Annotated in this window: 15 protein-coding genes; 10 read left to right on the forward strand and 5 right to left on the reverse strand. The window is 70.5% G+C overall.

The annotated features are described in order from the left end of the window. Nucleotides 1-88: 88 nt before the first annotated feature. The 4 genes from ABZ642_RS00005 to ABZ642_RS00020 all read right to left on the reverse strand — a co-directional run bounded on the left by ABZ642_RS00005 (nucleotide 89) and on the right by ABZ642_RS00020 (nucleotide 8,783). Nucleotides 89-3,649, reverse strand: a complete 3,561-nt coding sequence (locus tag ABZ642_RS00005) for a choice-of-anchor D domain-containing protein (RefSeq protein WP_360474437.1) — start codon at nucleotides 3,647-3,649, stop codon at nucleotides 89-91. 285 nt (nucleotides 3,650-3,934) lie between these two features. Then, nucleotides 3,935-6,718: a discoidin domain-containing protein gene (locus tag ABZ642_RS00010; protein WP_360474440.1), complete on the reverse strand. Its 2,784-nt coding sequence runs from the start codon at nucleotides 6,716-6,718 to the stop codon at nucleotides 3,935-3,937. A 162-nt stretch (nucleotides 6,719-6,880) separates the two neighbouring features. Continuing rightward, a complete protein-coding gene (locus tag ABZ642_RS00015) occupies nucleotides 6,881-8,263 on the reverse strand; it encodes an MFS transporter (RefSeq protein ID WP_360474443.1) in 1,383 nt (460 codons plus the stop codon). Nucleotides 8,264-8,384: 121 nt separating this feature from the next. Then, the gene (locus ABZ642_RS00020; RefSeq protein WP_360474446.1) at nucleotides 8,385-8,783 is read right to left on the reverse strand and encodes a VOC family protein; all 399 of its coding nucleotides are present in this window, start codon (nucleotides 8,781-8,783) and stop codon (nucleotides 8,385-8,387) included. A 92-nt stretch (nucleotides 8,784-8,875) separates the two neighbouring features. Here ABZ642_RS00020 and ABZ642_RS00025 point away from each other — a divergent pair, with 92 nt between their 5' ends. Both ABZ642_RS00025 and ABZ642_RS00030 read left to right on the forward strand, forming a co-directional pair. Next, on the forward strand, nucleotides 8,876-9,865 hold the full coding sequence (locus tag ABZ642_RS00025; protein WP_360474449.1) for a YafY family protein: 990 nt from the start codon (nucleotides 8,876-8,878) through the stop codon (nucleotides 9,863-9,865). Nucleotides 9,866-10,277: 412 nt separating this feature from the next. Beyond that, a complete protein-coding gene (locus ABZ642_RS00030; RefSeq protein ID WP_360474452.1) occupies nucleotides 10,278-10,538 on the forward strand; it encodes a flavin reductase family protein in 261 nt (86 codons plus the stop codon). A gap of 608 nt (nucleotides 10,539-11,146) precedes the next feature. On the opposite strand, the gene ABZ642_RS00035 is transcribed toward ABZ642_RS00030, so the two are convergent. After that, the gene (locus ABZ642_RS00035) at nucleotides 11,147-11,350 is read right to left on the reverse strand and encodes a hypothetical protein (RefSeq protein WP_360474455.1); all 204 of its coding nucleotides are present in this window, start codon (nucleotides 11,348-11,350) and stop codon (nucleotides 11,147-11,149) included. Between the two features lie 553 nt (nucleotides 11,351-11,903). Here ABZ642_RS00035 and ABZ642_RS00040 point away from each other — a divergent pair. From ABZ642_RS00040 to ABZ642_RS00075, 8 genes are all read left to right on the forward strand, one after another. Continuing rightward, nucleotides 11,904-13,034, forward strand: coding sequence for an acyl-CoA dehydrogenase family protein (locus tag ABZ642_RS00040; RefSeq protein WP_360474458.1), 1,131 nt, complete (start codon nucleotides 11,904-11,906; stop codon nucleotides 13,032-13,034). Between the two features lie 800 nt (nucleotides 13,035-13,834). After that, the gene (locus ABZ642_RS00045; protein ID WP_360474461.1) at nucleotides 13,835-14,527 is read left to right on the forward strand and encodes a response regulator transcription factor; all 693 of its coding nucleotides are present in this window, start codon (nucleotides 13,835-13,837) and stop codon (nucleotides 14,525-14,527) included. A gap of 416 nt (nucleotides 14,528-14,943) precedes the next feature. Then, nucleotides 14,944-15,726: an AfsR/SARP family transcriptional regulator gene (locus ABZ642_RS00050; protein WP_360474464.1), complete on the forward strand. Its 783-nt coding sequence runs from the start codon at nucleotides 14,944-14,946 to the stop codon at nucleotides 15,724-15,726. A 156-nt stretch (nucleotides 15,727-15,882) separates the two neighbouring features. Beyond that, a complete protein-coding gene (locus ABZ642_RS00055; RefSeq protein WP_360474467.1) occupies nucleotides 15,883-17,358 on the forward strand; it encodes a cation:proton antiporter in 1,476 nt (491 codons plus the stop codon). Nucleotides 17,359-17,511: 153 nt separating this feature from the next. Continuing rightward, entirely contained in the window at nucleotides 17,512-18,423 is a 912-nt protein-coding gene (locus tag ABZ642_RS00060; protein WP_360474470.1) for an MBL fold metallo-hydrolase, read from the forward strand. A gap of 51 nt (nucleotides 18,424-18,474) precedes the next feature. Then, on the forward strand, nucleotides 18,475-19,104 hold the full coding sequence (locus tag ABZ642_RS00065; RefSeq protein ID WP_360474473.1) for an antibiotic biosynthesis monooxygenase: 630 nt from the start codon (nucleotides 18,475-18,477) through the stop codon (nucleotides 19,102-19,104). A gap of 90 nt (nucleotides 19,105-19,194) precedes the next feature. Continuing rightward, a complete protein-coding gene (locus ABZ642_RS00070; protein WP_360474476.1) occupies nucleotides 19,195-20,904 on the forward strand; it encodes a tryptophan 7-halogenase in 1,710 nt (569 codons plus the stop codon). Further along, nucleotides 20,901-21,425 carry a flavin reductase family protein gene (locus ABZ642_RS00075; RefSeq protein ID WP_360474479.1) on the forward strand — a complete coding sequence of 175 codons (525 nt, stop codon included), beginning with the start codon at nucleotides 20,901-20,903 and terminating at the stop codon, nucleotides 21,423-21,425. The genes ABZ642_RS00070 and ABZ642_RS00075 overlap by 4 nt, the downstream gene beginning before the upstream one ends. The last annotated feature ends 5 nt before the right edge of the window (nucleotides 21,426-21,430 follow it).

A 21,430-nucleotide genomic window follows, 5' to 3' on the forward strand; every position in this document is an offset into this window, starting at 1 on the left:
GCGACAGCAGGCCGATCCCGGAGCCGTCGTTCTCCGGCACGTCCCGGTGGGTGCCCTGGTGCCCGCCGGCCTCCCCCGTCAGGTCGGGTCAGGTGTTCCAGACCTGGAACTCGGAGATCTGACCGGCCGGCCAGCCGTTGTTCGCCGTGATGTTCACCCGGACGTAGCGCTGGGTGGTCGCGGTGAACGTGAGGGTGACCGTGTTGTTGGTGGCGGGGTCGAAGGTGTACGTGGCCGACGACTTGATGGTGGAGAAGGAGGAGCCGTCGGTGCTGCCCGACAGGGAGAGCGTCTGGTTACGGGCGCCCCAGCCTGCGGGGAGCTGGAGGACGACGCGGCTCGCACTCTGCGCGGAACCGAGGTCGACCTGGACCCACTGCGGGAAGGCGTTGTTGGCGCTCTCCCAGTAGGTGCCCTGGTTGCCGTCCGTCACGTTCGACGACGCGTAGACGTCGGTGTGGCTGGACTCGGTGGTGGCCGCGCCGGCTGCCAGGTTCCGGCTGGTCGCGCCCGCACCGGTGCCGGTCAGCGCGACCGTGGTCGTGCCGTTCGACGCGTTGCTGGCGATGCTGAGGTCGCCGGTGCGGGTGCCGGACGCGGTGGGCCTGAAGGTGACGTCGACCGTGCAGGAGGCGTTCGCCGCGATCGACGTACCGCAGTTGTTGGTCTGCGAGAAGTCGCCCGTGACGGTGATGCCCGAGACGGTGGCGGCCGCGGTTCCGGTGTTGGTCACCGTGACCGTCTGCGCACTGCTGGAGGTGTTGAGCGCCTGGGTGGGATACGACAACGACGTCGGGCTGGCCGACAAGGTCGCCGGCGAGGATCCGCCGCCGCTGGGGAACACCTCGAAGTCCGACAACTGGGCGGCGTTCCAGCCCGTGTTGGCGGTGATGTTCACCCGCACGTATCTCGCCGTGGCGGCGTTGAACGTGATGGTCACCGTGTTGTTGTTGGCGTTCGGGTCGAAGGTGTACCCGGCCGATGCCTTGATCGTGGAGAAGCTGGAGCCGTCCGTGGAACCCTGCACCGACAGTGTCTGCGTGCGGGCCGACCATGCCGTCGCCGGCGGGAGCTTGAGCACGACCTTGCCGACGCTGTAGTTCTGGCCGAGGTCGACCTGGGCCCACTGCGGGAACGAGCCGTTGGTGCCCTCCCAGTACGTGGCGGCGTCCGGGTCGGTGAGGTTCGAGGCGACGTACGGACTGGAGCTGGAACTCGCCGTCGCCGGCCGCCCGGCGGCGACGTTGGTGGTGCTGTCGATGCCGCTGCCGGTCAGGGAGACGACGGTCGGGCTGTTGTTGGCGTTGCTGGTGACGGTCAGGTTGCCCGTGCGCGAGCCGCCCGTGGTGGGCTTGAACCCGACACTCACCGTGCAGGACGCGCCGACCGCGAGGGTGGAGCAGTTGTTGGTCTGGCTGAAGTCCCCGCTCGCCGAGACGGCCGAGACGGTCGCCGACGCGGTGCCCGAGTTCGTCACCTTCACCGTCTGCGCGGTGGCCGACGAGCCGACCACCGTACTCTCGAAGGACAGGCTCGCCGGGTCGGTGTTCAGCACCGGGCCCGGCGCGGTGCCGGTACCGGAGAGGCTGACCGTGTTGGTGTTCCCGCCCGCGTTGACGGTCAGAGTGCCGCTACGGCTGCCGGTCGCGGTCGGCGCGAACTTCACGCTGACGGTGCACGAGCCGTTCGCCGGGATCGACGAGCCGCACGTGTTGGTCTGGGAGTAGTCGCCGCCGGCCGAGATCGACGAGACCGACGCGGCGGTGTTGGTCGGGTTGGAGACCGTCACCGTCTGCGCGGCGCTCGTCGAACCGGTGGCCACCGAACCGAAGTTGAGCGCGCCGGGGGTGGCCGTCACGCCCTCGGACGGGTAGGGCGGGTAGACCGGAGCGGGCCAGCCGCCGCAGTACGGCGTGCCGCTGATACCGGAGTTGCCGCCGCCGTCGGTGATGACGAAGTTGCCGCCCGAGCAGTTGTACACCGGGGACGAGTAACCGACGCCGGTGGCCGTGACGTTGGTGAACTTCGCTGCGCCGCCGGTCTGTTCCTGGAGGGCGAAGGTTCCGGTGCCGGCGATGGTCACGTTGTTGAGGTTGACCCCGCTGATGGTGCCCTCGACCCACTGGACCGCTTCGTACGGGCTCTGCTGGATCAGCGCGTTGGTCACGTTGATCGGGCCGGTGATCGCGCCCTGGCTGCCGTCGAACCACAACGCCCCCACGCCGAACTGCCAGTTCGGGTCGAGGCTGCCGTCCCGGATCATGGTGTTGTCGGAGATCGTGGTGGTGCCGACCGGCGTCGACGTGAACCGCTGCCCCACGTGGATGCCGCCGCCCTGGGCGATACCGGAGTCCACCACCCGGTTGCCGCTGACGGTGTTGTCGTGGCCGCCGTAGATCGCGATGCCGTTGGCGAGGATCTGCAGGGACACGGTGTTGTTGGAGATCGTGTCGTTGGCGTCGGCACCGATGGCGGAGTCCGCCCAGGTGGCGATGCCGTCGTCGCCGGTGTTGCGGATGTCGCTGTTGGTCACCTTGGAGTTGGTGACGCCGCCGTGGAAGTTGATGCCGTCGGCGGTGGTGTCACGGATGCGCAGGCCGGTGAACGTCAGCCCGTCCATCGGCCCGTCCATCCAGGCGCCGACCTTCATGTGATCGATCCACAGGTTGGAGACGGTCGAGTCGCTCATCGCGCCGCCGATGCCGTTGACCTGGGCGCTGTCGTTGCGCTCCTGCACGTTGCCGAAGATGGCGAAGTTCTGGAGACGCACGCCGGTGCTGGCCGAGGGTGCGGAGTTGCCGTAGAAGCCGGGTGCCGTGCCGGTGACGGTCGAGTACCACATGCCGGCGCCGGCGATCGTGACGTTGTTGACGCTGATGTGCCCGGGGATGTTGTAGGTGCCCGGCGGGATCCAGACGGTGCCGCCGGGTCCTGCCGCGCTGATCGCGGCGTTGAACGCGCTGGTCGCGTCGCTCACACCGGTGGAGTCGGCGCCCTTGCTGGTCACCGACACCGCCCCCGAGGGCGCGGTCAGGGCGGCGCCGACCTGCTCGAAGTCGGCGAAGTCGATCGTGTACGAGGAGGCGGTGTCGCCCGCGTCGACCTGGAGCTTGAAGGTCGTGCCCGCCGGATAGGTGGTGGAGAACAGGCGGTGGGCCTCGTCGTAGAAGTGGTGCGGGTTGCTGCCCGGTGTATTGGTGAAGGGGTAGCTGCCGTAGTACCAGCTGTAGGCGTTGGTCAGGGTGAAGTCGGGCTGCTTGACGCCGTTGATGTACAGCGACAGCGCGGCTGTGTAGACCGAGCCGCCCGAGGTGTCGGGGATGCTGTACCGGAAGTTGATCGAGTTGGTCGCCACCGGCGTGGTGAAGGTGACGTACTGGCCGGTGCCCTGCAGCGTCGTCGCCTTGCGGTACGACGCCTCGTCGGCCAGCTGGCCCTGGGTGTAACTCGGTCCGATGGGCGTGCCGTTGCTGGCGGAGTTCTCCGCCTGCACCTCGACGTACGGCAGGCTCGCACCGCTGCCACCGGTGGCGGCGGTCGCCGCCGCGGCCGGTGGGACGGCCAGCGCGAAGACGCCGCCGACCGTCAACATCGCGGTGCTGACCGCCCAGACGAGGGCTCGTCTCAGATCTCGGATGGAATGGAGCACTTGCCACTCCTTTGATCACGAAATGCCGGAACTGTGCCGCTGACACCGCCAGAGAGGGAGGGACGGGACGCAAGGAGAGAGGGGGGAGACAGGAGGCGGTAACGACGCGTGTGGGACCGTAATATCCTCGACATGTACGCGCAAGAACTAGACAGAGCATTGCAACAATAAAAATTCTGCCTGCAAGATCTAATGTGCCGTCTTGAGGCCGCGTCCGGCACCGGGCCGTGCACATGCCGGTGCCGCCGGACGGGGTGTCCGGCGGCACCGGCGGGAGACGCGAGGTCAGGAGCTCCAGATCTGGAACTCGGACACCTGGCCCGCTGGCCAGCCGTTGTTGGCGGTGACGGTGACGCGGAAGTAGCGCCGGGTGGTGGCGGGGAAGGTGAGCGTGACGGTGTTCCTGGTGCCCGGGTCGAAGGTGTAGGCGGCCGAGGACTTCAGGGTGGTGAAGGCGGTGCCGTCGGTGCTGCCGCCGAGGGTCAGGGTCTGGGTACGGGCGCCCCATGCGGCGGGCAGTTGCAGGACCACCCGGGAGGCGGTCCGGGCCGCGCCCAGGTCGACCTGGACCCACTGCGGAAACGTGTTGTTGGCGCTCTCCCAGTAGGAGCCCTGGTTACCGTCCGTCACGTTCGACGACGGGTACACGTCGGTGTGGCTGGACTCGCTGGTGGGCCTGCCGGCGGCGAGGTCGGTCCCGGGGGTGCCGGTCGTCGCGGCGAAGTCCAGGCGGTTGATGTTCCAGCCGCCGGTGTCCTGGTCGAGTGTCAGAGTCTGCCGGCCGGCGGGCAGGGTCACGTGGGCGGTCACGGTGGCCCAGGTCTGCCAGTCGCCGGTGGCGGGCAGGTCGACGGCTCCGGTGAGATCGGCGCCTGCGGCGTTCGACAGGTGCAGCGCGCCGGTCACCGCGGACGGGGCCGCGACGCGGAGGCCGAGGGAGTAGGTGCCGGCCGCGGCGACGTCCACGGTGTAGCGGAACCACTGTCCACCACCGGTCCAGCCCAGGTTGTAGCCGCCGCCGGTGTCCGAGGTGTTGTCCAGGTCCACCCCGTCGGCGCGGTAGGCGTTGGCATTGCCGTTGACGGAGGTGACGTTGTAGGCCACCCCCTGGCCGCCGGTGTCGTAGTCCTCCGCCTGCACCGTGCCGGGCACGGCGGCCGGGGTGCCCCCGTAGGGGCCCTCGGGAGCGGCCGGCGGCCAGTGGTTGTCGCTCAGCGTGGCGACGAACCCGCTGGAGTTGTTGACGAAGGCCGAGGCGGCGGCGCCGAGCCCGGTGACCGTGTTGCCGGTGATCGTCGCCGAACCGGTGGGCGCGGGGTAGAACGACGGCGAGATCGCGATGCCGTTGCGGCCGGGATCGCTGACTGTGTTGTCCTGCAGCAGGGTGTTGGTCGAGGTGGAGAAGGCGATCCCGTCGTAGAGCGAGTCGGTGACGGTGTTGCCGGTCACCGTGACCTTGTCGACGATCCCGGTGTTCTGTCCGTCGCCGCCGTTGCCGATGTGCAGGGCGGGCTGGCCCTGGCTGTAGGCGTTGCCGCCGGAGCGGACCACGGTGTTGCCCGTCACGGTCGCGGACAGCAGGTCGCTGCCGTTGACGCCGAAGCGGCCGGCGCCCAGACCGATGTAGCGGGCGGTGTCGCTGATGTAGTTGTTCCTGACCTGGTGGCCGCTGCCCCCGTAGATCCCGACACCCTTGCCGCCCCACGGCGCGATCGAGGTGTTGTCACTGACGGTGACATCGGTCATCGGATGGTAGAAGGTCTGGGAACCGTCGCTGTTGGTGTTGTAGTTCACCGAGTTGATGGCGATCGCGTCGTCCCCGGTGCCGCGGACGAAGTTGTCGGTGACCGTCAGGTCGTTGCCGGTGTCCGCGCCCAGCGACACGTTGTTGACGTTGATCCCGTCCGCCCAGATCGACGTCAGCCTGCTGTTCTTCACCGTCCCGCCGGTGCCGGAGGCCCAGAAGCCCGACATGGTGTGCTGGGTCCAGATCCCGTCGGCCAGCCAGTCGGTACCGGTGGTGTCCATCGCGCCGCCGTCCCCGCCGATGGTGCTCCGGCTGACGGCGTTGGCGTCGATGTGGAAGTTCCGCACGGTGCAGGAGGTCAGGTCGAACAGTGCGGCCAGCGGTGTGCTGTTGGGGACCGGGACGTCACGGTAGACCGTGCTGTACCACAGGCCCGCGCCCGCGATGGTGATCCCCCGCGCGTTCAGCCCGGCGGTGCCCTTCACGTAGAAGGTGCCCTGGGGGATCCAGAGGGTCTTTCCCTGCTGCTGGGCCTGGTCGATGCAGTTCTGGATGGCGCCCCGGCTGTCCACCGACTGGCCGTCGGCCGCGCCGTTGGTCGGGTTGTCGTCCGCCACCGCGCCGCAGCTCGTGATCGATATCGAGTCGGCCGGCTGTGTCAGCGGCGCCGGCGGGTTCTCCACGTCGACGGAGTCCACGTCGTAGAAGGACGCGCCGTTGGCGGAGTCCTTCCGCAGCGAGAAGGTGGCGCCCGCCGGGATCGGGGCCCCGGTGACGAAGGTGTGCGACTCGTCCCAGAAGACCCTCGGGTCGCCGTCGGCCGGGTTCTGGTTGTCGCTCGTGTTGTAGTTGCCGTTGCCCTCGTACACCCAGCTCTGCCGCGAGTTGAGGTTCAGGGCCTGCCGGAACACCCCGTCGACGTACAGGTCCAGCGTCCCGGTGACACCACCGCCGGACGCCGAATCCGGGATGCTGGCGCGGACGTTGAGGAAGGAGATCGGCTGCCCGGTGGTGTTCGTCCACTGCACGGACTGGCCCGTGTCGTCCAGGTGGACATAGGAATGGCCGGAAGCCTCCAGGGCGGCGCTCGAATACTGCGTCGTCGGCGCCGAGGTCAGCGACCGGACGGCCGCACCCCCGGCCGGCGTTCCCGCCTCGGCCTCGTAGACCGAGAACGGCGTCGCAGCGCCCACCGCCGCCGCCTGCGCCTGCGCCGGCCGCGGGGCCGGGGCCGCGGCAGCAGGTAAGACGGACGCACACAGCGCGCCGACGGCGGCAACGGCGGCCACCGCCAGTCGCCGGGGTCTGAGGATCGTCAGCATCTGATGCTCCTTCAGGGAAGGGGAGGAAACGGCCCCGACCGTACAGAGCAGCCATCCGTCGCGCTAGATTCCAACGAAGCAAAGAATTAATTGCGCAAATCAATGCAAGTATCTTGTCAAGGTCTGCAAATTCCGGATGAGGCGGTTGTCGACGCTTCGTTCTCAGGGCCGTTTCGACGGCGCCGGCACGCACCGCCACGCGAGGCACGCGGCGGCCAGGTAGGCGAGCGCGCCGATGGCCATGCTGGTGCGCAGCCCGGTGTCGTAGTCGGTGGCCGTGGCGAGCAGGCTGCCGCCGAGCGCGACGCCGGTGGCGCTGCCGACCTGGCGGGTGGTGTTGAACAGGGCGGAGGCGGCGCCCGAGTACGCCGCAGGCGCGGCACCCATCACGGTGGCGGTCGAACCGGTGAGGGCGAAGGAGGTGCCGAACCCCGCGGCCATCATCGGGGCCACCAGCAGCGGGTAGCCGGGGTCGGCTCCCGCCGCGGCCCAGCCGGCCAGCCCCAGGGCGGCCACGAGCATGCCGGCGACCACCAGCGGACGGTCGCCGGTACGGCGGGTCAGCCGCCCGGACAGGACGGAGGCGAACATGGTCATCACCACCGCCGGGAACAGCGCCAGCCCGGTGCCGAGGGCGCTGAAGCCGCGCTGGTGCTGGAACTCCAGGCTGGCGGTGAACACCATGCCGTAGAAGCCGAAGTTGAACAGCAGGCCGATGGCGGCGCCACCGCTCATCGCACGGGACCGCAGCAGGCTCGGCGGAAGGACAGGAGAGCGGGCCAGCCGCTCACGCACCGCGAACGCCACGGCGGCCAGCACGGCCAGGACCACCCCGGCGAGAACGGCCGGATCGGACCAGCCCCGCCGTCCGGCCTCGTTGAGCGCCGCGGTCAGCAGCGCCACGGCCGCCACCACCGCACACTGCGCCGGCCAGTCCAGGGCCCGGTCGGCGCGCCGGGGCGAGCGCGCCACGTGCCGCAGCGTCAGCACCAGGCAGGCCACGCCGACGGGCAGGTTGATGAGGAACACCCAGCGCCAGCCCACCGTGGAGACGAGCAGCCCGCCGAGCAGCGGGCCCGCGGCGGCCGCGATGCCCGCCATCGAACCCCACAGCCCGAAGGCCCGCGAGCGTTCGGCCGGCGCCGGGTAGGCCTGCTGGAGCAGGGCCAGGGAACCGGGCACGATCAGAGCCGCGCCGAGTCCCTCCGCCAGCCGGGCCGCGACCAGGAACGGGGTGCTCGCCGCGAGCGCGCACGCGGCCGAGGAGAGCGTGAACAGGGCGACGCCCGAGCAGAAGACCCGGCGGTTGCCCAGCCGGTCGCCCAGCGCGCCGCCGGTCAGCAGGAACCCGGCGAAGACCAGGGTGTAACCGTCGGTGATCCACTGGATGCCGGTGAGCGAGGCCGACAGCTCCCGGCCGATCACCGGCACCGCGACGTTGATGGCCGTCACGTCCAGGATCACCATGAAGTACCCGGCGCACACCGCAAGCAGCGGCGCCCAGGACCGGCGTGCGGACTCCGGGGCGGGTTCCGCGAACGCCACGATCCTCACTCCATCCCGTCCCTCGACACGCGAGACATGACACGAAAACTCACCATAAGGGCCGCATATCGGGTGCCCTGGGACCCAGGGCTCCCCCGTGAGCCGTTGGCGTGGCGTGGCGTCAGCGTGCGAACTTCTCGACGGCGGCCTGGGTGACGGGGGTGAAGAAGTTGACGAGGTTGCCGTCAGGGTCGCGGAACAGCAGCGACCGGTTGCCCCAGGGCATCGTGGTGGGCTCGGTGACGAAATCGGTGACGAAGCCGGTCAGGTCCCGGTGCACGCGGTCCACGTCGTCGACGAGGAACTCGGTGATCACGCTGTGGTTGTCCGCCGGGCGGGCGGACCCCGGGGCGAACAACGGGACCGTGCGGGTGCCGGCGATCGCGAGGGTCGCGCCCGCGGTCCGGAGTTCGGCGAAGTCCGCGGTGGCCCACGTCGCCCGTGCCCCGGTGGCTCGCTCGTAGAACTCGACGAGGCGCGCCACGTCGCCGGTGATGATGCGGATCGAGACGAAGTCCATGGGATCTCCTTGGCCGTGCTGAAGGCGTGTGCTCCGCAGGCTAGGAGGAATAGCGGACAGAATCGGTCCGGTATTCGCGCTAGATTGTGCACATGTCCCGCCCCACCGGCCGTGTACTGACCCTCCTGGAGCTGCTGCAGTCGGGCGGCACCCGGACCGTGGCCGAACTCGCCGACCGGCTCGGCGTCGAAGGGCGCACCGTGCGGCGGTACGTGGACCAGCTGATCGACCTGGACGTGCCCGTGGAATCGGTGCGCGGCCGCTACGGCGGGTACCGGCTCGGCCCCGGGTACCGCCTGCCTCCGCTCATGCTCGGTGACGACGAGGCGCTGGCCGTGCTGCTCGGCCTGGTCTCCGGCCGCAGGGCGGGGCTGACGACGGCGGAGCGCACGGCGAACGAGACGGCCTCGGCGAAGATCCGGCGGGTACTGCCCCGGCACCTCGCCCGTCGACTAGACGCGCTCCTGGAGACGCTCGCGTTCACGGAGCGGCCCGGCGGTTTCGACACCCCGGACGCCGGTGTCCTGCTGACCGTCGCCGATGCGGTGCGCCACCGTCGACCCGTCTCGATCCGCTACACCGACCGCGACGGACAGCGCAGCGAACGCACGCTGCACGCGTACGGGATCGTCGCCCACTCGGGCCGCTGGTACGTCACGGGCCAGGACGCGGGGATCGGTGAGGACCGGACCTTCCGGCTCGATCGCATCGCGGACGCGAGGACCCTGCCCGGCTCTTTCGAGGCGCCCCCGGGTCCAGGTCCGGCGCAGCGCGTGCTGTCCGGGTTCGCGACGGCCGAGTACCGGCACGAGGTGACCTTGCGGATCCACGGGACGGTCGAGCAGATCCGCGCCCGCCTTCCCGCCGGCGTCGCGAGCCTGGAGGAGCACGAGCCTGTGGCGGACCAGGACCGTACGGCCGAGCGCTGGCTGCGCGTCGAGCTGCGGGCGGAGCGGCTCGACTGGCTGCCTCCGGTACTCGCCTCGCTCGACCGGCCGTTCGTCGTGGAGCGTCCGGACGAACTGCGCCACCTCGTCGCCGCGCTCGCCGATCGCCTCGCGTCCTACGCCCGCCAGGCCTGACGGCGAAGCAGCCCAGGTGATCGCCGAGTGGGAGACTCGCCTACGACTCTGCACAAGTTGGGCTCGCCGTTCTGCTGCTGTCGGCGGAGCGTGCTCGGCGGGTGGCTCCGGGACACGTCCATACCGAACTCGGCGATGGTCCGCGTACCGATCGCACCGGCCGACTCGCGGCACGCCCGGACGCTTCTCGACCACCTTGGGTGAGCTGCACGACCTTACGGGACCGTCGGACCCGACCTCCCGTCCAGGAACCCGTGGCGGACACCGGGGAGGCAGGAGGTGGCGGGGGCGGTTCCGCTGAGCGCGCAGGGCGAGTCGACCGCAGATCAAGCCGCCCTCCAGCATCCGGGACGAGTATCTGAGGCCACCGGGGGTGGCCCGGCGGACGCGATGCTGCGGAGGTGGCATGCCCATGGGCGTGACGGCGTTCCAGGAATTCCTCGGATCGGTGACGCCCGGTGTGGCGGTGGTGACGGCGGCCAGCCGTGGCGGGGAACCGCAGGACTTCCTCCCCAACGCGCTCAGCACGGTCTGTGCCGACCCGCCCCTGTTGTCGATGTGTCTCCTGGGACGGACGGAACGGGTCGGGGTCGGCCCCCGGCGCCCGCTGCTGGACCCGCGGGGAGTGTTCGATGCCTCGGACAGCGCCGTTGAGCCGGCGGCGCGCGCATGAAGCGGAGTCAGTCCTTCGCCGCGGGTACGACGGGCGGGTCGGGCGGGGTGGACCGGCAGCCGTCCGTGGAACGCCACCATGCCGGCGAAGGGTGCGTCCATGCCGACGGGGCTGCCGGGGACCGCTCCCCGGAGTTCCGCACAGGTACGGTGCCGATTCGGCATCAGGCCTTCGGAGTCGAGCCGGCCGGCCTCGGGGCCGAGGGGCCTCGCGCGGGCGATGCCCAGCGGGGTGGGTACGGCGGCGGCGAGGCCCGCCCGGGCCGGGCGCCGGAGCAGGCGCAGGCCCTCCTCGGTCTCGTCGGCGGCCTCCGGCCCCGCCACCGGCCCGTGGCCGGTGCGGACCTTGCGGGGACCGAGCGCACGCAATGCCGTCAGTGCGTGCGGGGAGTCTGCGACCGGGATGGGCCGACCGCCGAAGTCGGTTTCGGTCAGGCGCAGTTCGAGGTCGCCCGAGCGGACATCCGGCCACAGGACGGTCGGACGCGTGCCGATCGTCGCCTTCTCCGCGTGCACCTCCTCGTGTCCGACGACCACCGGCTCGGGGAAGACGAACCTGCCGAAGGTGCGGTTCCGGTGTCCCCCGTGTCTTTGGGCGTTGACCACGGACTACGGGCCGCCGCCGAAGACGGGGCCCGTCACGGCGCGCGGCGCCCGGGCACGGAACTCGGTCGCGGCGGTGTCCACCCGCGCGGACCGGACGCCCGAGACGATCAAGCCCGCGTTGTCGGGACACCGGCCTCCGTCGGGCTGGACATGGGCGAGCACACCTCCTTGACCGACCTTCTCGGGAGCATCTTCGATCTCACCCATCGTCAACTGTCCGGACGGAGGCCCGTTCGAGCGGGCGACAGGCCCGAGAGTCAACCCTCTGTCGCTGACCCGTCCCCGGACGCGACCGGTGGAACTCCGGATACCGCGGTGACTGCCCATGGGAAGTGGATCGGCTGACACGGGTGTTGCCGGCCGACGGGCGGCACCTGATCCGGATGGCGCTCATCGCGCCGCTGAGCACGGAACCGGACACCTCTGCGGGCGGCCGCGCCCGGCGGGCGCTGGAGGTGTTCCGCCAGGTCCACGGCAGGCTCAGCGACGAACTCGGTGTCCAGAGCACGTCCCGACCGCAGCAACCGCACCACGCGATCCTCAGTGGGGCCCCGGTCTCGCCAGTCCGGCCGCCCGGTGATCCAGCGGGCAGCCGTGTCACCGGAGCGGCGCGGCCGCACGCGGCCGAACAGGACTGCGACGTCGAGTCCGTCCGAGCCCATTCCAACCGGGTCGCTCCAGGAGTTCCCTAAGCCTCCTCCAGCGCCTCCAGCGAGGTTGAGGTGTCACACCAAAGCCCAGCGGCAAGGAGGCAGCGCCCATGTCCGGCTTCGTACTCACCCCCACCGACACGGCCAGCGAGGTGCGGGAGGCCGCCGAACTGGCCGCCCGGCACGCCGTGGCCGCGGACCGCGCGCGGCGGCTGCCCGGCGAGGTCGTGGCCGCTCTGGTCGCGGCGGGCTTCTCACGGCACTTCGTGCCGGTTCGCTGGGGCGGCCGGGCGGGCGGCTTCGGGGAACTCCTGCACACGGTGTCCACGGTGGGCGAGGGCTGCACCTCCGCCGCCTGGATCGCCGCGGTCATCGCCGGTGCCGCCCGGATGGGCGTGTACCTCCCGGAAGAAGGGCAGCGCGAGCTGTGGTCCGCCGGCCCCGAGACCGTGATCGCGGGCGCGCTCAATCCCAGTGGGCACGCCACCCCCGACGCCGGTGGCTGGCGGCTCACCGGGGAGTGGCCGCTGGTCAGCGGTCTGGACTTCGCCGACTGGACGCTGGTGTGCGCGCTGGTGCCCCGAGGGGAGCGGACGGTGGCCAGGTTCTTCGCCGTGCCACGCCGGGACTACCGGGTCGTGGACACGTGGTTCAACGTCGGTCTGCGGGCCACGGGCAGCAACACCCTGGTCGCGGACGGGGTGTTCGTCCCCGAGCACCGGACCGTCGCGCGCGGCGACATCTGGCAGGGCCGGGCCGTCGGGTCCGACGCACCGTGCCACACCGCCCGGCTGCGCACGATCAGCGGCACGTTGTTTGCCGCCCCCGCGCTCGGAGCGGCGCGTGCGGCCGTGCGGGCCTGGTCGGCGCGGCTGGCCGGCAAGGCCGCCCGGGGGCCGCTCGCTCCCAGGGACAACCCGATGGTGCGGGGCGTGCTGGCACGGGCCGAGGGCGAGATCGAGAGCGCGGCCCTGCTGCTGCGCCGGGTGGCGCAGACCGGCGACGACGGGCTCGGCGACGAGGGCGAACCGGCTCGTGCGCCGCGGGACTGCGCGCTGGCCGCGGACCAGTTGGTCGACGCGGTGGAGCGGCTGTTCCGCTCGGCCGGCTGCGGCGCGCAGGCGCAGGACGACCCGCTCCAGCGCATCTGGCGTGACGTGCACTGCGCGGCGAGCCATACCGCTCTGCGCTTGGACACCGCGGGCAGCGCGTACGGCGGTCACCTGCTGGGGGTCCGGTGATACGGAGATCATCCAGTCCCGCGCCTGGCACTTGGCGTTGACGGACGACCGTTGACGGACGCCTGGACCGGCGCCCACACCGAGTACACGCTGTTCGAAGAGCGGCCCGGACGGACCGGCGCACCGTGCGGCCGGCAGGTCGATCGGGCCTCGATCACTCCGCGCACGACCGAACTCGGCGCCGCGGGCACCGTCGCCCGGCACGGGGTCGGACCCCACGTCGGCCGCGCCGGGGACGAGGTCCACGGCAGCACCCCGAAGCTGCGCGCAGCTCTGGCCGGACGCGGCACGAAGGCGCAGAGCCAGGTTTCTTCCATCCGCCGTCCGCATCCAGCGACCTGCACCAGCCTGGTCAACGGCATCCGTTGGGATGATGAGCGGCGGCGCCGGGCGAGTTCGCCGGAGAAGCGGTCCGGAGGGTCAGCGGCCCGTGGCAGCCCTGGCCGGGCCCGGCCAGGGCGATGACGGCCCAGTCGTGGAAACACGCCGGCAGCTCCGCCGCGAACGCGCTGGTCCCGCTGTCCTGCCACGGGATCCAGCACCTGTTCATACCGCTCGTCGTAGGCCGGTCCACCGCGCGGCCCACCGGCTGCCGTGACTGTGGCTGCAGGCTCCCCTAGTTGCGACTGCAGTAGACTTTGAAACCCGGATTACCGGAATCCAGGGGGAGATGTGAAAGTCAATGGCACAACGGGCAATCGCCGGCCGAGGTGGAATTCACCTTTCCGTTTTTCCGGGTGTCAAGGCCGGTGCGGATTCCGGGCGCTCACCGGTTCACCGAGGACACCTTCGGAGGTTAGGTGACTCCGGAACCTGTGCGCATAGTCGTCGTAGACGACCATCGCCTGCCACGCGAAGCCCTCTGCCACGTCCTGGCCTCCGAGCCGGACCTGGAAGCGCACGGCGTCGACTCCGGCCCGTCCGCGGTGCGGGCGGTCGCCGAGCACCGGCCGGACGTCGTGCTGCTGGACATCGGGACGCCTGGCCCGGACCCGACGTCGACGGTGCGTGAACTGCTGGACTGCGGCCACCCGGTGGGCATCGTCGTACTGCACACGCAGAGCGACCTGCTGCTGATGCAGCGACTGCTGGACCTGGGCGTGCGCGCCTACCTGCACAAGAGCGTCAGCCAGGGCCTGCTGCTGTCGACCGTCCGCGACATCGCGGGCACCAAGCAGCAAACGGTCACCATCACCGTGCCGTCGGGCTCCGCACGGGCGGAGGCCGCGGTGTCGCAGCGGAGCGCGGAGCCGGCCCGGGACGTGCCCCCTTCCGACCTGCTGTCGGCGCGGGAACTGGCGGTGCTGACCCTGGTGGCCGAGGCGCTGACCAACCGTCAGGTCGCGGCCAGGATGGGCATCACCGAGGCCACGGTCAAGCGTCACCTGCGCAACATCTTCACGAAGCTGGGCGCCACCTCGCGCATCGACGCAGTCAACAAGGCGATCAACGCTCTGGTCATCCAGCCCCCGGCGGCGCGGCGCGGCCGGTGAACCGCCACGGGTGGCCTGAACACTGCTCCCAAAGAGGCACCACTGCGTATCGACGACAGACAGGGAGTCCCTACACGTCAACTCTCGGTGCAATTTCGACATGCCACCCCATATTGCCCCTTTAGCTGATTTTTCTGCCGGGTGGACGGGTCGGTAATAAGGAATTCACAATTGGTGTACCTGATTTTACTTGCTCATGGTGGGGCTTCGCGACCGTGATATCCAAAGGAGTATTCGACCTACTCCTTTCGGTGTTCCTGAGGACTCAAGCAAGGCTCGAGGGGGGCTTGGGAGATTGTGGTGCGCGGCTCACCAGAAGGGCATTGTTGTCTCCGCGGACTCGGTAGGCAAGTTGTTGAAAGTGAATCGATTCCGCCTCGAGGTGAACGGGAAAACTGTGAACGGGGGAAAAGATCGTGATCACGTTCAATGTGCTCGGGCAATTGGAGGTCATCGCCGACGGGCGCGACCTGGCACCGACCGCACCACGGGTGAAGGCGGTGCTGGCGCTGCTGGCGCTCAACGCGAACCGGGTGGTCAGCACCGACACTCTGTTCGCCGAACTATGGGACGACCGGCCGCCGCGCAGTGCGGCCACCACCCTGCAGACCTACGTCTACCAGCTGCGCCGGATCCTGGACTCCGTTCCGCGGGGTGAGCGGCGCTCCGACATCGTCACCAAGGCACCGGGCTACGAACTGCGCACAGTGCGGACCGACGCCGAGCGCTTCCTGACCCTGGCCGAACAGGGCCGCTGCCTGTGGCGCCAGGGCCACGTCGCCGAGGCCGCCGAACGGCTGCGGCAGGCACTCGGCCTGTGGCGCGGCGAGGCGCTGGCCGACATCAACCTCGGGCCGGAGCTGACCCAGCACAAAGCGCACCTGTGCGAGCTGCGGCTGCGCGTGCTGGAGCTGCGCATCCAGGCGGACGCCCGGCTCGGTCGGCACCAGGAGCTGATCCCCGAACTGCGGTCGCTGGTCGCTGAGCACCGGCTCAACGAGCGGCTGCACGCCCAGTTGATCGACTCGCTGCGCGCGGCGGGCTACCGCGCCGAGGCGCTACGGGCGTACCAGGACCTGCGCAAGGTACTCAAGACCGAGCTGGGCCTGGAGCCGACCCCGGACGTGCAGCGGCTGCAGGCCGAGGTGCTCAACGGCGTACACGGCGGCTCGGTGACCGCCCTGCTGCGCACCGGCTGACCCGCCGTCACCCACCCGACAGGTCCGGGACGGAGCGACCCCTCCGTCCCGGGCCGCCCGCGGCTGCCCGCGGACCCGCCGCGCCGCCCTCTTCCCGGGCGGCGACACAGTCATCGTCCTGTGAGGAGAACCCTGGCAATGGCGCATGATCCATCCTTGTCCGTCGCGGGAGAACCGGAGGGCGGCCCGCCCCGCTCGCGCGGCACGGCACGCTCGGTGGTCGTCTACGGCCTCCTGGTCCTGGTGCCGGTGGCGCTGGCGCTCCTGCTGCTGAGATTCGGCGTCAGTCACCCGGTGAAAGAGACCGCCGGAGCACCGCAGCCGACCGAGCCGGCCGACCTGGTCGGCCAGGTGCTGGTGGCCGGGGCCGTGGTGGTCGCGGCGGCGGGTCTGCTGGGCCTGGTGGCCCGGGCGGTCGGCCAGTCGCCCGTGGTCGGCGAGATCCTGGCGGGCCTGCTGCTCGGTCCTTCGGTGTTCGGGGCACTGGCACCCGGTGTCTCCAAAGAGGTGTTCCCCGCGGCGGTGACACCGGTCATGAACAACCTGGCGCAGGTCGGCGTGGTCTTCTTCATGTTCCTGATCGGGCTGGAGATGCCTCTGACCATGCTGCGCAGGCTCGGTGGCAAGGTGCTCTCCGCCGGGCACGCGGCGCTCGCGGTGCCGTTCCTGCTGGGCATGTTCGTCGCCCTGCGGCTGCGCGGCGACTACCAGCCCGACGGCGTGCGCACCGCACCGTTCCTGCTGTTCGTGGCGCTGTCGGTGTCGGTCACCGCGTTCCCGGTGCTGGCCCGGATCCTGTCCGACCGCGAGCTGATCGGCACCCGGCTGGGCGCGATGGGCCTGGCGATGGCCGGCGTCGGCGACGTCACCGCCTGGTGCGCGCTGGGCGTGGTGGTCGCCGAGGTGCGCAGCGACTCGCCGCTGGGCGTGCTGGTCGCCGTGGCCGAGGTGGTGGCCTTCACATCGGTGCTGTGGTTCGTGGTGCGTCCGGCGCTGGCGCAGGTGCTGCGGCTGCTGGAGAGCAGACGCGGCGGAGTGCTGCCGATCGGCACGCTGATCACCGCTTTCGTGCTGATCTGCGCGGTGGTCACCAACATGCTCGGGGTGCACGCGATCTTCGGCGCCTTCCTGGCGGGCGTGGTGATGCCGCGATCCTCCCGGACGGTGATGGACTTCGCACACAAGACCGAGGGCCTGGCGCTGTGGCTGCTGCTGCCGTTCTTCTTCGCCGCGGTGGGCCTGCAGACCCGGCTGCAGTCGGTCTTCTCGCTGTCTGCGCTGGGTGTGCTGTCGCTCGTGCTGCTGGTGGCGGTGGCAGGCAAGATCGGGGGGACGTTCGCGGCGGCCCGGCTGGCCGGTGAGGGCCACCGGGAGTCCCTGGGGCTCGGCGTGATGATGAACTGCCGCGGCCTGACGGAGCTGGTGGTGCTCAATGTGGGCCTGTCGCTCGGAGTGATCGACTCCCGGCTCTTCGCGGTGCTGGTGGTGATGACCCTCGTGACCACCGTGGCGACCGATCCGCTGCTGCGTCTGCTGCGGCTCGACCGGCTCTCGCAGCCCCTCGGAGGCGGCTTGTCCCCGGTCGAAGTCCCCACCCAGGCCCAGGAAACGGCCGGGACCCGTCAGCAATGAGAACCGGGGGCGCGGGATCTCCAGCGCAACACCCGCGCCGGCGGGTTGATCCCGCAGATCCCGGTGATGCCCGGCCCGAACACCGACGGCGCCCCGCCCCGTGATCAGGGCCGCTTCGAGCGGCCGTCGAGCGCACCGGATGACAGTGGCCGTATGGCAGCTTTCACCGGTGCACCGAGACTCGAAGAGATCGCCGAAGGGGTCCACGCCTTCCTGCAACCCGACGGCGGATGGTGCCTCAACAACGCGGGGCTGGTGGTCGACGGCGGCACCGCGCTGCTGATCGACACCGCCGCCACCGAGGCCCGGGCCAGGCGGCTGCGCGAGTTGGTCGCGGACACCGCGCCGCGGCTCCCGCGGCTGCTGGTCAACACCCACGCGCACGGCGACCACACCTTCGGCAACCACCTCTTCCCGGAAGCGGTGGTGGTGACCGCCGAGCGGACCCGGCAGGAGGCAGTCCGCACCGGACTGCATCTGACCACCCTGTGGCCCGACGTGGACTGGGGCGCGGTCGAACCGGCGGCGCCCCAGATCACCTTCGCCGAGGAACTCACGCTCCGCATCGGCGAGCAGGAGGCGCGGCTGCGCGCCTTCGGCCCGGCGCACAGCTCCTGCGACACGGTGGTGTGGCTGCCGGAGCGTCGGGTGCTGTTCGCCGGCGACCTGGTGATGAACGCGGTCACCCCGTTCGTGCTGACCGGCTCGGTCAGCGGCCTGCGCGACGCGGTGGCCCGGCTGCAGGCCCTCGAACCGGCCACCGTGGTGCCCGGACACGGCCCGGTCGGCGGCCCGGAGCTGCTGGCGACCACCGAGCGCTACCTGGCCGGGCTGCTCGACCTGGCGAAGGCCGGCCTCGCCGAGAGGCTGGACCCGCTGGCGGCGGCCCGCGCCGCCGACCTCGGCGAGTTCGCCGGGTTCCTGGACGCCGAACGGCTGGTGCCCAACCTGTACCGCGCCTACGGCGAACTGCGCGGCGGACGCCCGGAAGACTTCGCCGGCGTCGACGAGATGGTCCGCGGCATGGCGGAGCTGCACGGCGGCTTCCCCGCCTGTCACGCCTGACGACATACACAGCGATTCCCGCGGGATGTCCCACGGGGAGAGGACGGACACGTGAGCACGGAACACGAGAGCGGCCCGGTCACCCTGATCGCGGTACTCGAAGCGCCGGTCGAGAACACCGAGGTGTTCATCGAGGACTGGCGCGCCCACCTGGAGCTGCTGCGCACCGCGCCCGGCTTCCGTGGTGCCCGCCTGCACCGGGCGCTGCGCGCCGAGCACCGCTTCCAGTTGGTCGCGGTGGCCGACTGGGCGACGGCCGCGGACCTGGCCGCCGCGGCGGCCCGCGAGCAGGACGGCCCGGGTGCGGAGAAGTACGCCAGGACCGTCCACCGGGGGGTGTACCGAGTGATCGCCGAAGCCGCGTCCGAGCAGCGGCCGGACGGCGCGGGCGTAACCATGGTCAACGCCTTCGAGCTGCCGAACGAGCGGGTCGAGGAGTTCCTGGGCGCCTGGCGGCCCCGGGCGCAGCGGGCCAGCGAGTCGCCGGGCTTCGTCGACTTCCGCATGCACCGGGCGGTCGCCGATGCCTCGCTGCCGCTGGTGAACGTCGCGCACTACGCCAGTGCCGAGGTGTGGAAGGCGTTGCAGGCCGACCCGGAGTTCCAGGCCCGAAAGGCCGTCAACCCGCCGTACGCCACGGCCAATCCTGGCCTGTTCGAGGTGGTCGCCGAGGTGCTCTGACCCTCGGCCGGCCGCTTCCACGCGGGCTTGAGCGGGCCGCGAGAGCGCCCCCACAGACTTCTTGACGACTTGTTACCAGCAGGAGGAGCGATGGTGGATCAGGCTACGACCGATGTGGTGATCCTCGGCGGCGGGCTCGCGGGTCTCACGCTCGCGGTCCAGCTCAAGAACGCCCGTCCGGAGACGGACGTGGTGATCCTCGACAAACGGGAGGGCCTGGCGCCGGAGGCGGCGTTCAAGGTCGGCGAGTCGACGGTGCCGGCGGGCGCGCACTATTTCGCCGAGGTCGTCGCGATGAAGGAGCACTTGGAGAAGTTCCACCTGAAGAAGAACGGCCTGCGGTTCTTCCAGCCCGCGGGCGGCAACCAGGACCTCACCAAGCGGATCGAGCTCGGCCCGCGGGATTTCCCGGCGCACAACAACTACCAGATCGACCGCGGCCGCTTCGAGAACGAACTGACCCGGATGGCGCTGGACGCCGGCGTGGACCTGCGCCAGGGCGCCTCGATCACCGACGTGGAACTACGCGAGGGCGACGAGGACCACACGGTGTCCTACGCGCAGGGCGGCAAGCGGCGCTCGATCACCGCCCGCTGGCTCGTCGACGCGGCCGGCCGTGCCCACTTCGTCAAGCGCAAGCTGGGCCTGTCCCGCGAGGTGTCGCACACCATCAACGCCTCCTGGTTCCGCCTCACCGGCGGCATCGACCTGGAGGAGTGGGGCAAGGACGACCCGGGGTGGATGGAGCGGATGAACCGCACCGGCATCCGCAAGTTCTCCACCAACCACCTGATGGGTGAGGGCTACTGGGTGTGGCTGATCCCGCTGGGCTCGGACCACATCTCGGTCGGTGTCTGCGCCGACCCGCGGATCCACCCGTACGAGGAGATCCAGACCTTCGAGAAGGTCCAGGAGTGGCTGCGCGCCAACGAGCCGCAACTGGCCGAGGTGGTCGACGGCCGCACCGGCGACATCGCGGACTTCATCACCCTGAAGGACTTCGCCTTCAGCACCGAGCGGGTGTACTCGCCGGATCGGTGGATGCTGGTCGGCGAGGCCGGCGCCTTCGTGGACGCCTTCTACTCCCCCGGCTCGGACATGATCGGCTACGGCAACAGCGTCACCACCGACCTGGTCACCAGGGACTTCGCCGGCGAGGAGATCGCCGAGCGGCTGGAGTTCTACAACGACTTCCACCTGCGTACCTTCCAGTTCGTGCTCTCCAAGGTCGAGGACCACTACCCGGCCTTCGGCAACCCCGCGGTGATGGTGCCGAAGCTGTGCTGGGACGCCATGCTCAACCACGTCGGCGTGGTGCTGGTCTTCGTCAAGGACCGCTTCCTGGACTACGCGTTCATGCGGCGGGTGCGCGACGACATCGAGAAGCTGTACGCGGTCAACGACCGGATCCAGCAGATCTTCCGCGACTGGAGCGAGCTGGAGAAGGTGGTCACCGACGGCCCGGCCAACGCCTATGTGCCGGCCAAGGCGATCAAGGACAGCCACGCCACCCTGGTCGTCGACTATACCGACGACGAACTGGCCGCCGAGATCTCCCGCGATGTCAGGGTCGCCGAAGCGCTGGCGGTCGCCATCTTCCACCGGGCCGCCCGCGGACTCGGCGTCACCCCGGATCCGGAGCTGCCGGTCAACCCGTACGCGATCAGCCTGCGTCCCGACGACTGGCAGAGCGACGGCCTGCACACCGGGCAGGTACTGCTGACGCTGGCTCAGGCGGAGGACATCTCCGAGGGCAGCCAGGGCCTGTTCGTCGACCCGCTGCTCAACGGTGCGGCATGAGCGAGCGTCGCGCGGCAAGCCTGCTGCAGCCGGACCCGGCCCTGGTGGACCCGCAGGCGCTCCGCAGCGTCTGCGCCAACTGGGCCACCGGCGTCACCGTGATCACCAGCGGCAGCACGGAGCGCGCCGCAGGACTGACCGTGAACTCCTTCACGTCGGTCTCGCTCGACCCGGCCCTGATCCTGGTCTGCATCCACAACGACTCGGGCGAACTGCCGGTCCTGCGGCGGACCGGCGCCTTCGCGGTGAACATCCTGGCCGCCGACCAGGAGGAGCTGTGCCGGTCCTTCGCCAGCCGGCACACCCGGCACACCGCGAAGGCCGACACCCGGCCGGGGATCACCGGCGTGCCCGTGATCCCCGACGCACTGGCCTACCTGGAGTGCCGGATCGACCGCGAGGTGGACGGCGGCGACCACGTGATCGTCATCGGCGAGGTGATCGACCTGGCCGTGCAGCGCGAGGAGGGGCCGCTGACCTTCTTCCGCAACACCTTCCACCGGCTGCCGGCCGCCTCCTGACAGCA

It is taken from the genome of Streptomyces sp. NPDC007157, from assembly GCF_040634235.1.
GTDB lineage: Bacteria > Actinomycetota > Actinomycetes > Streptomycetales > Streptomycetaceae > Streptomyces.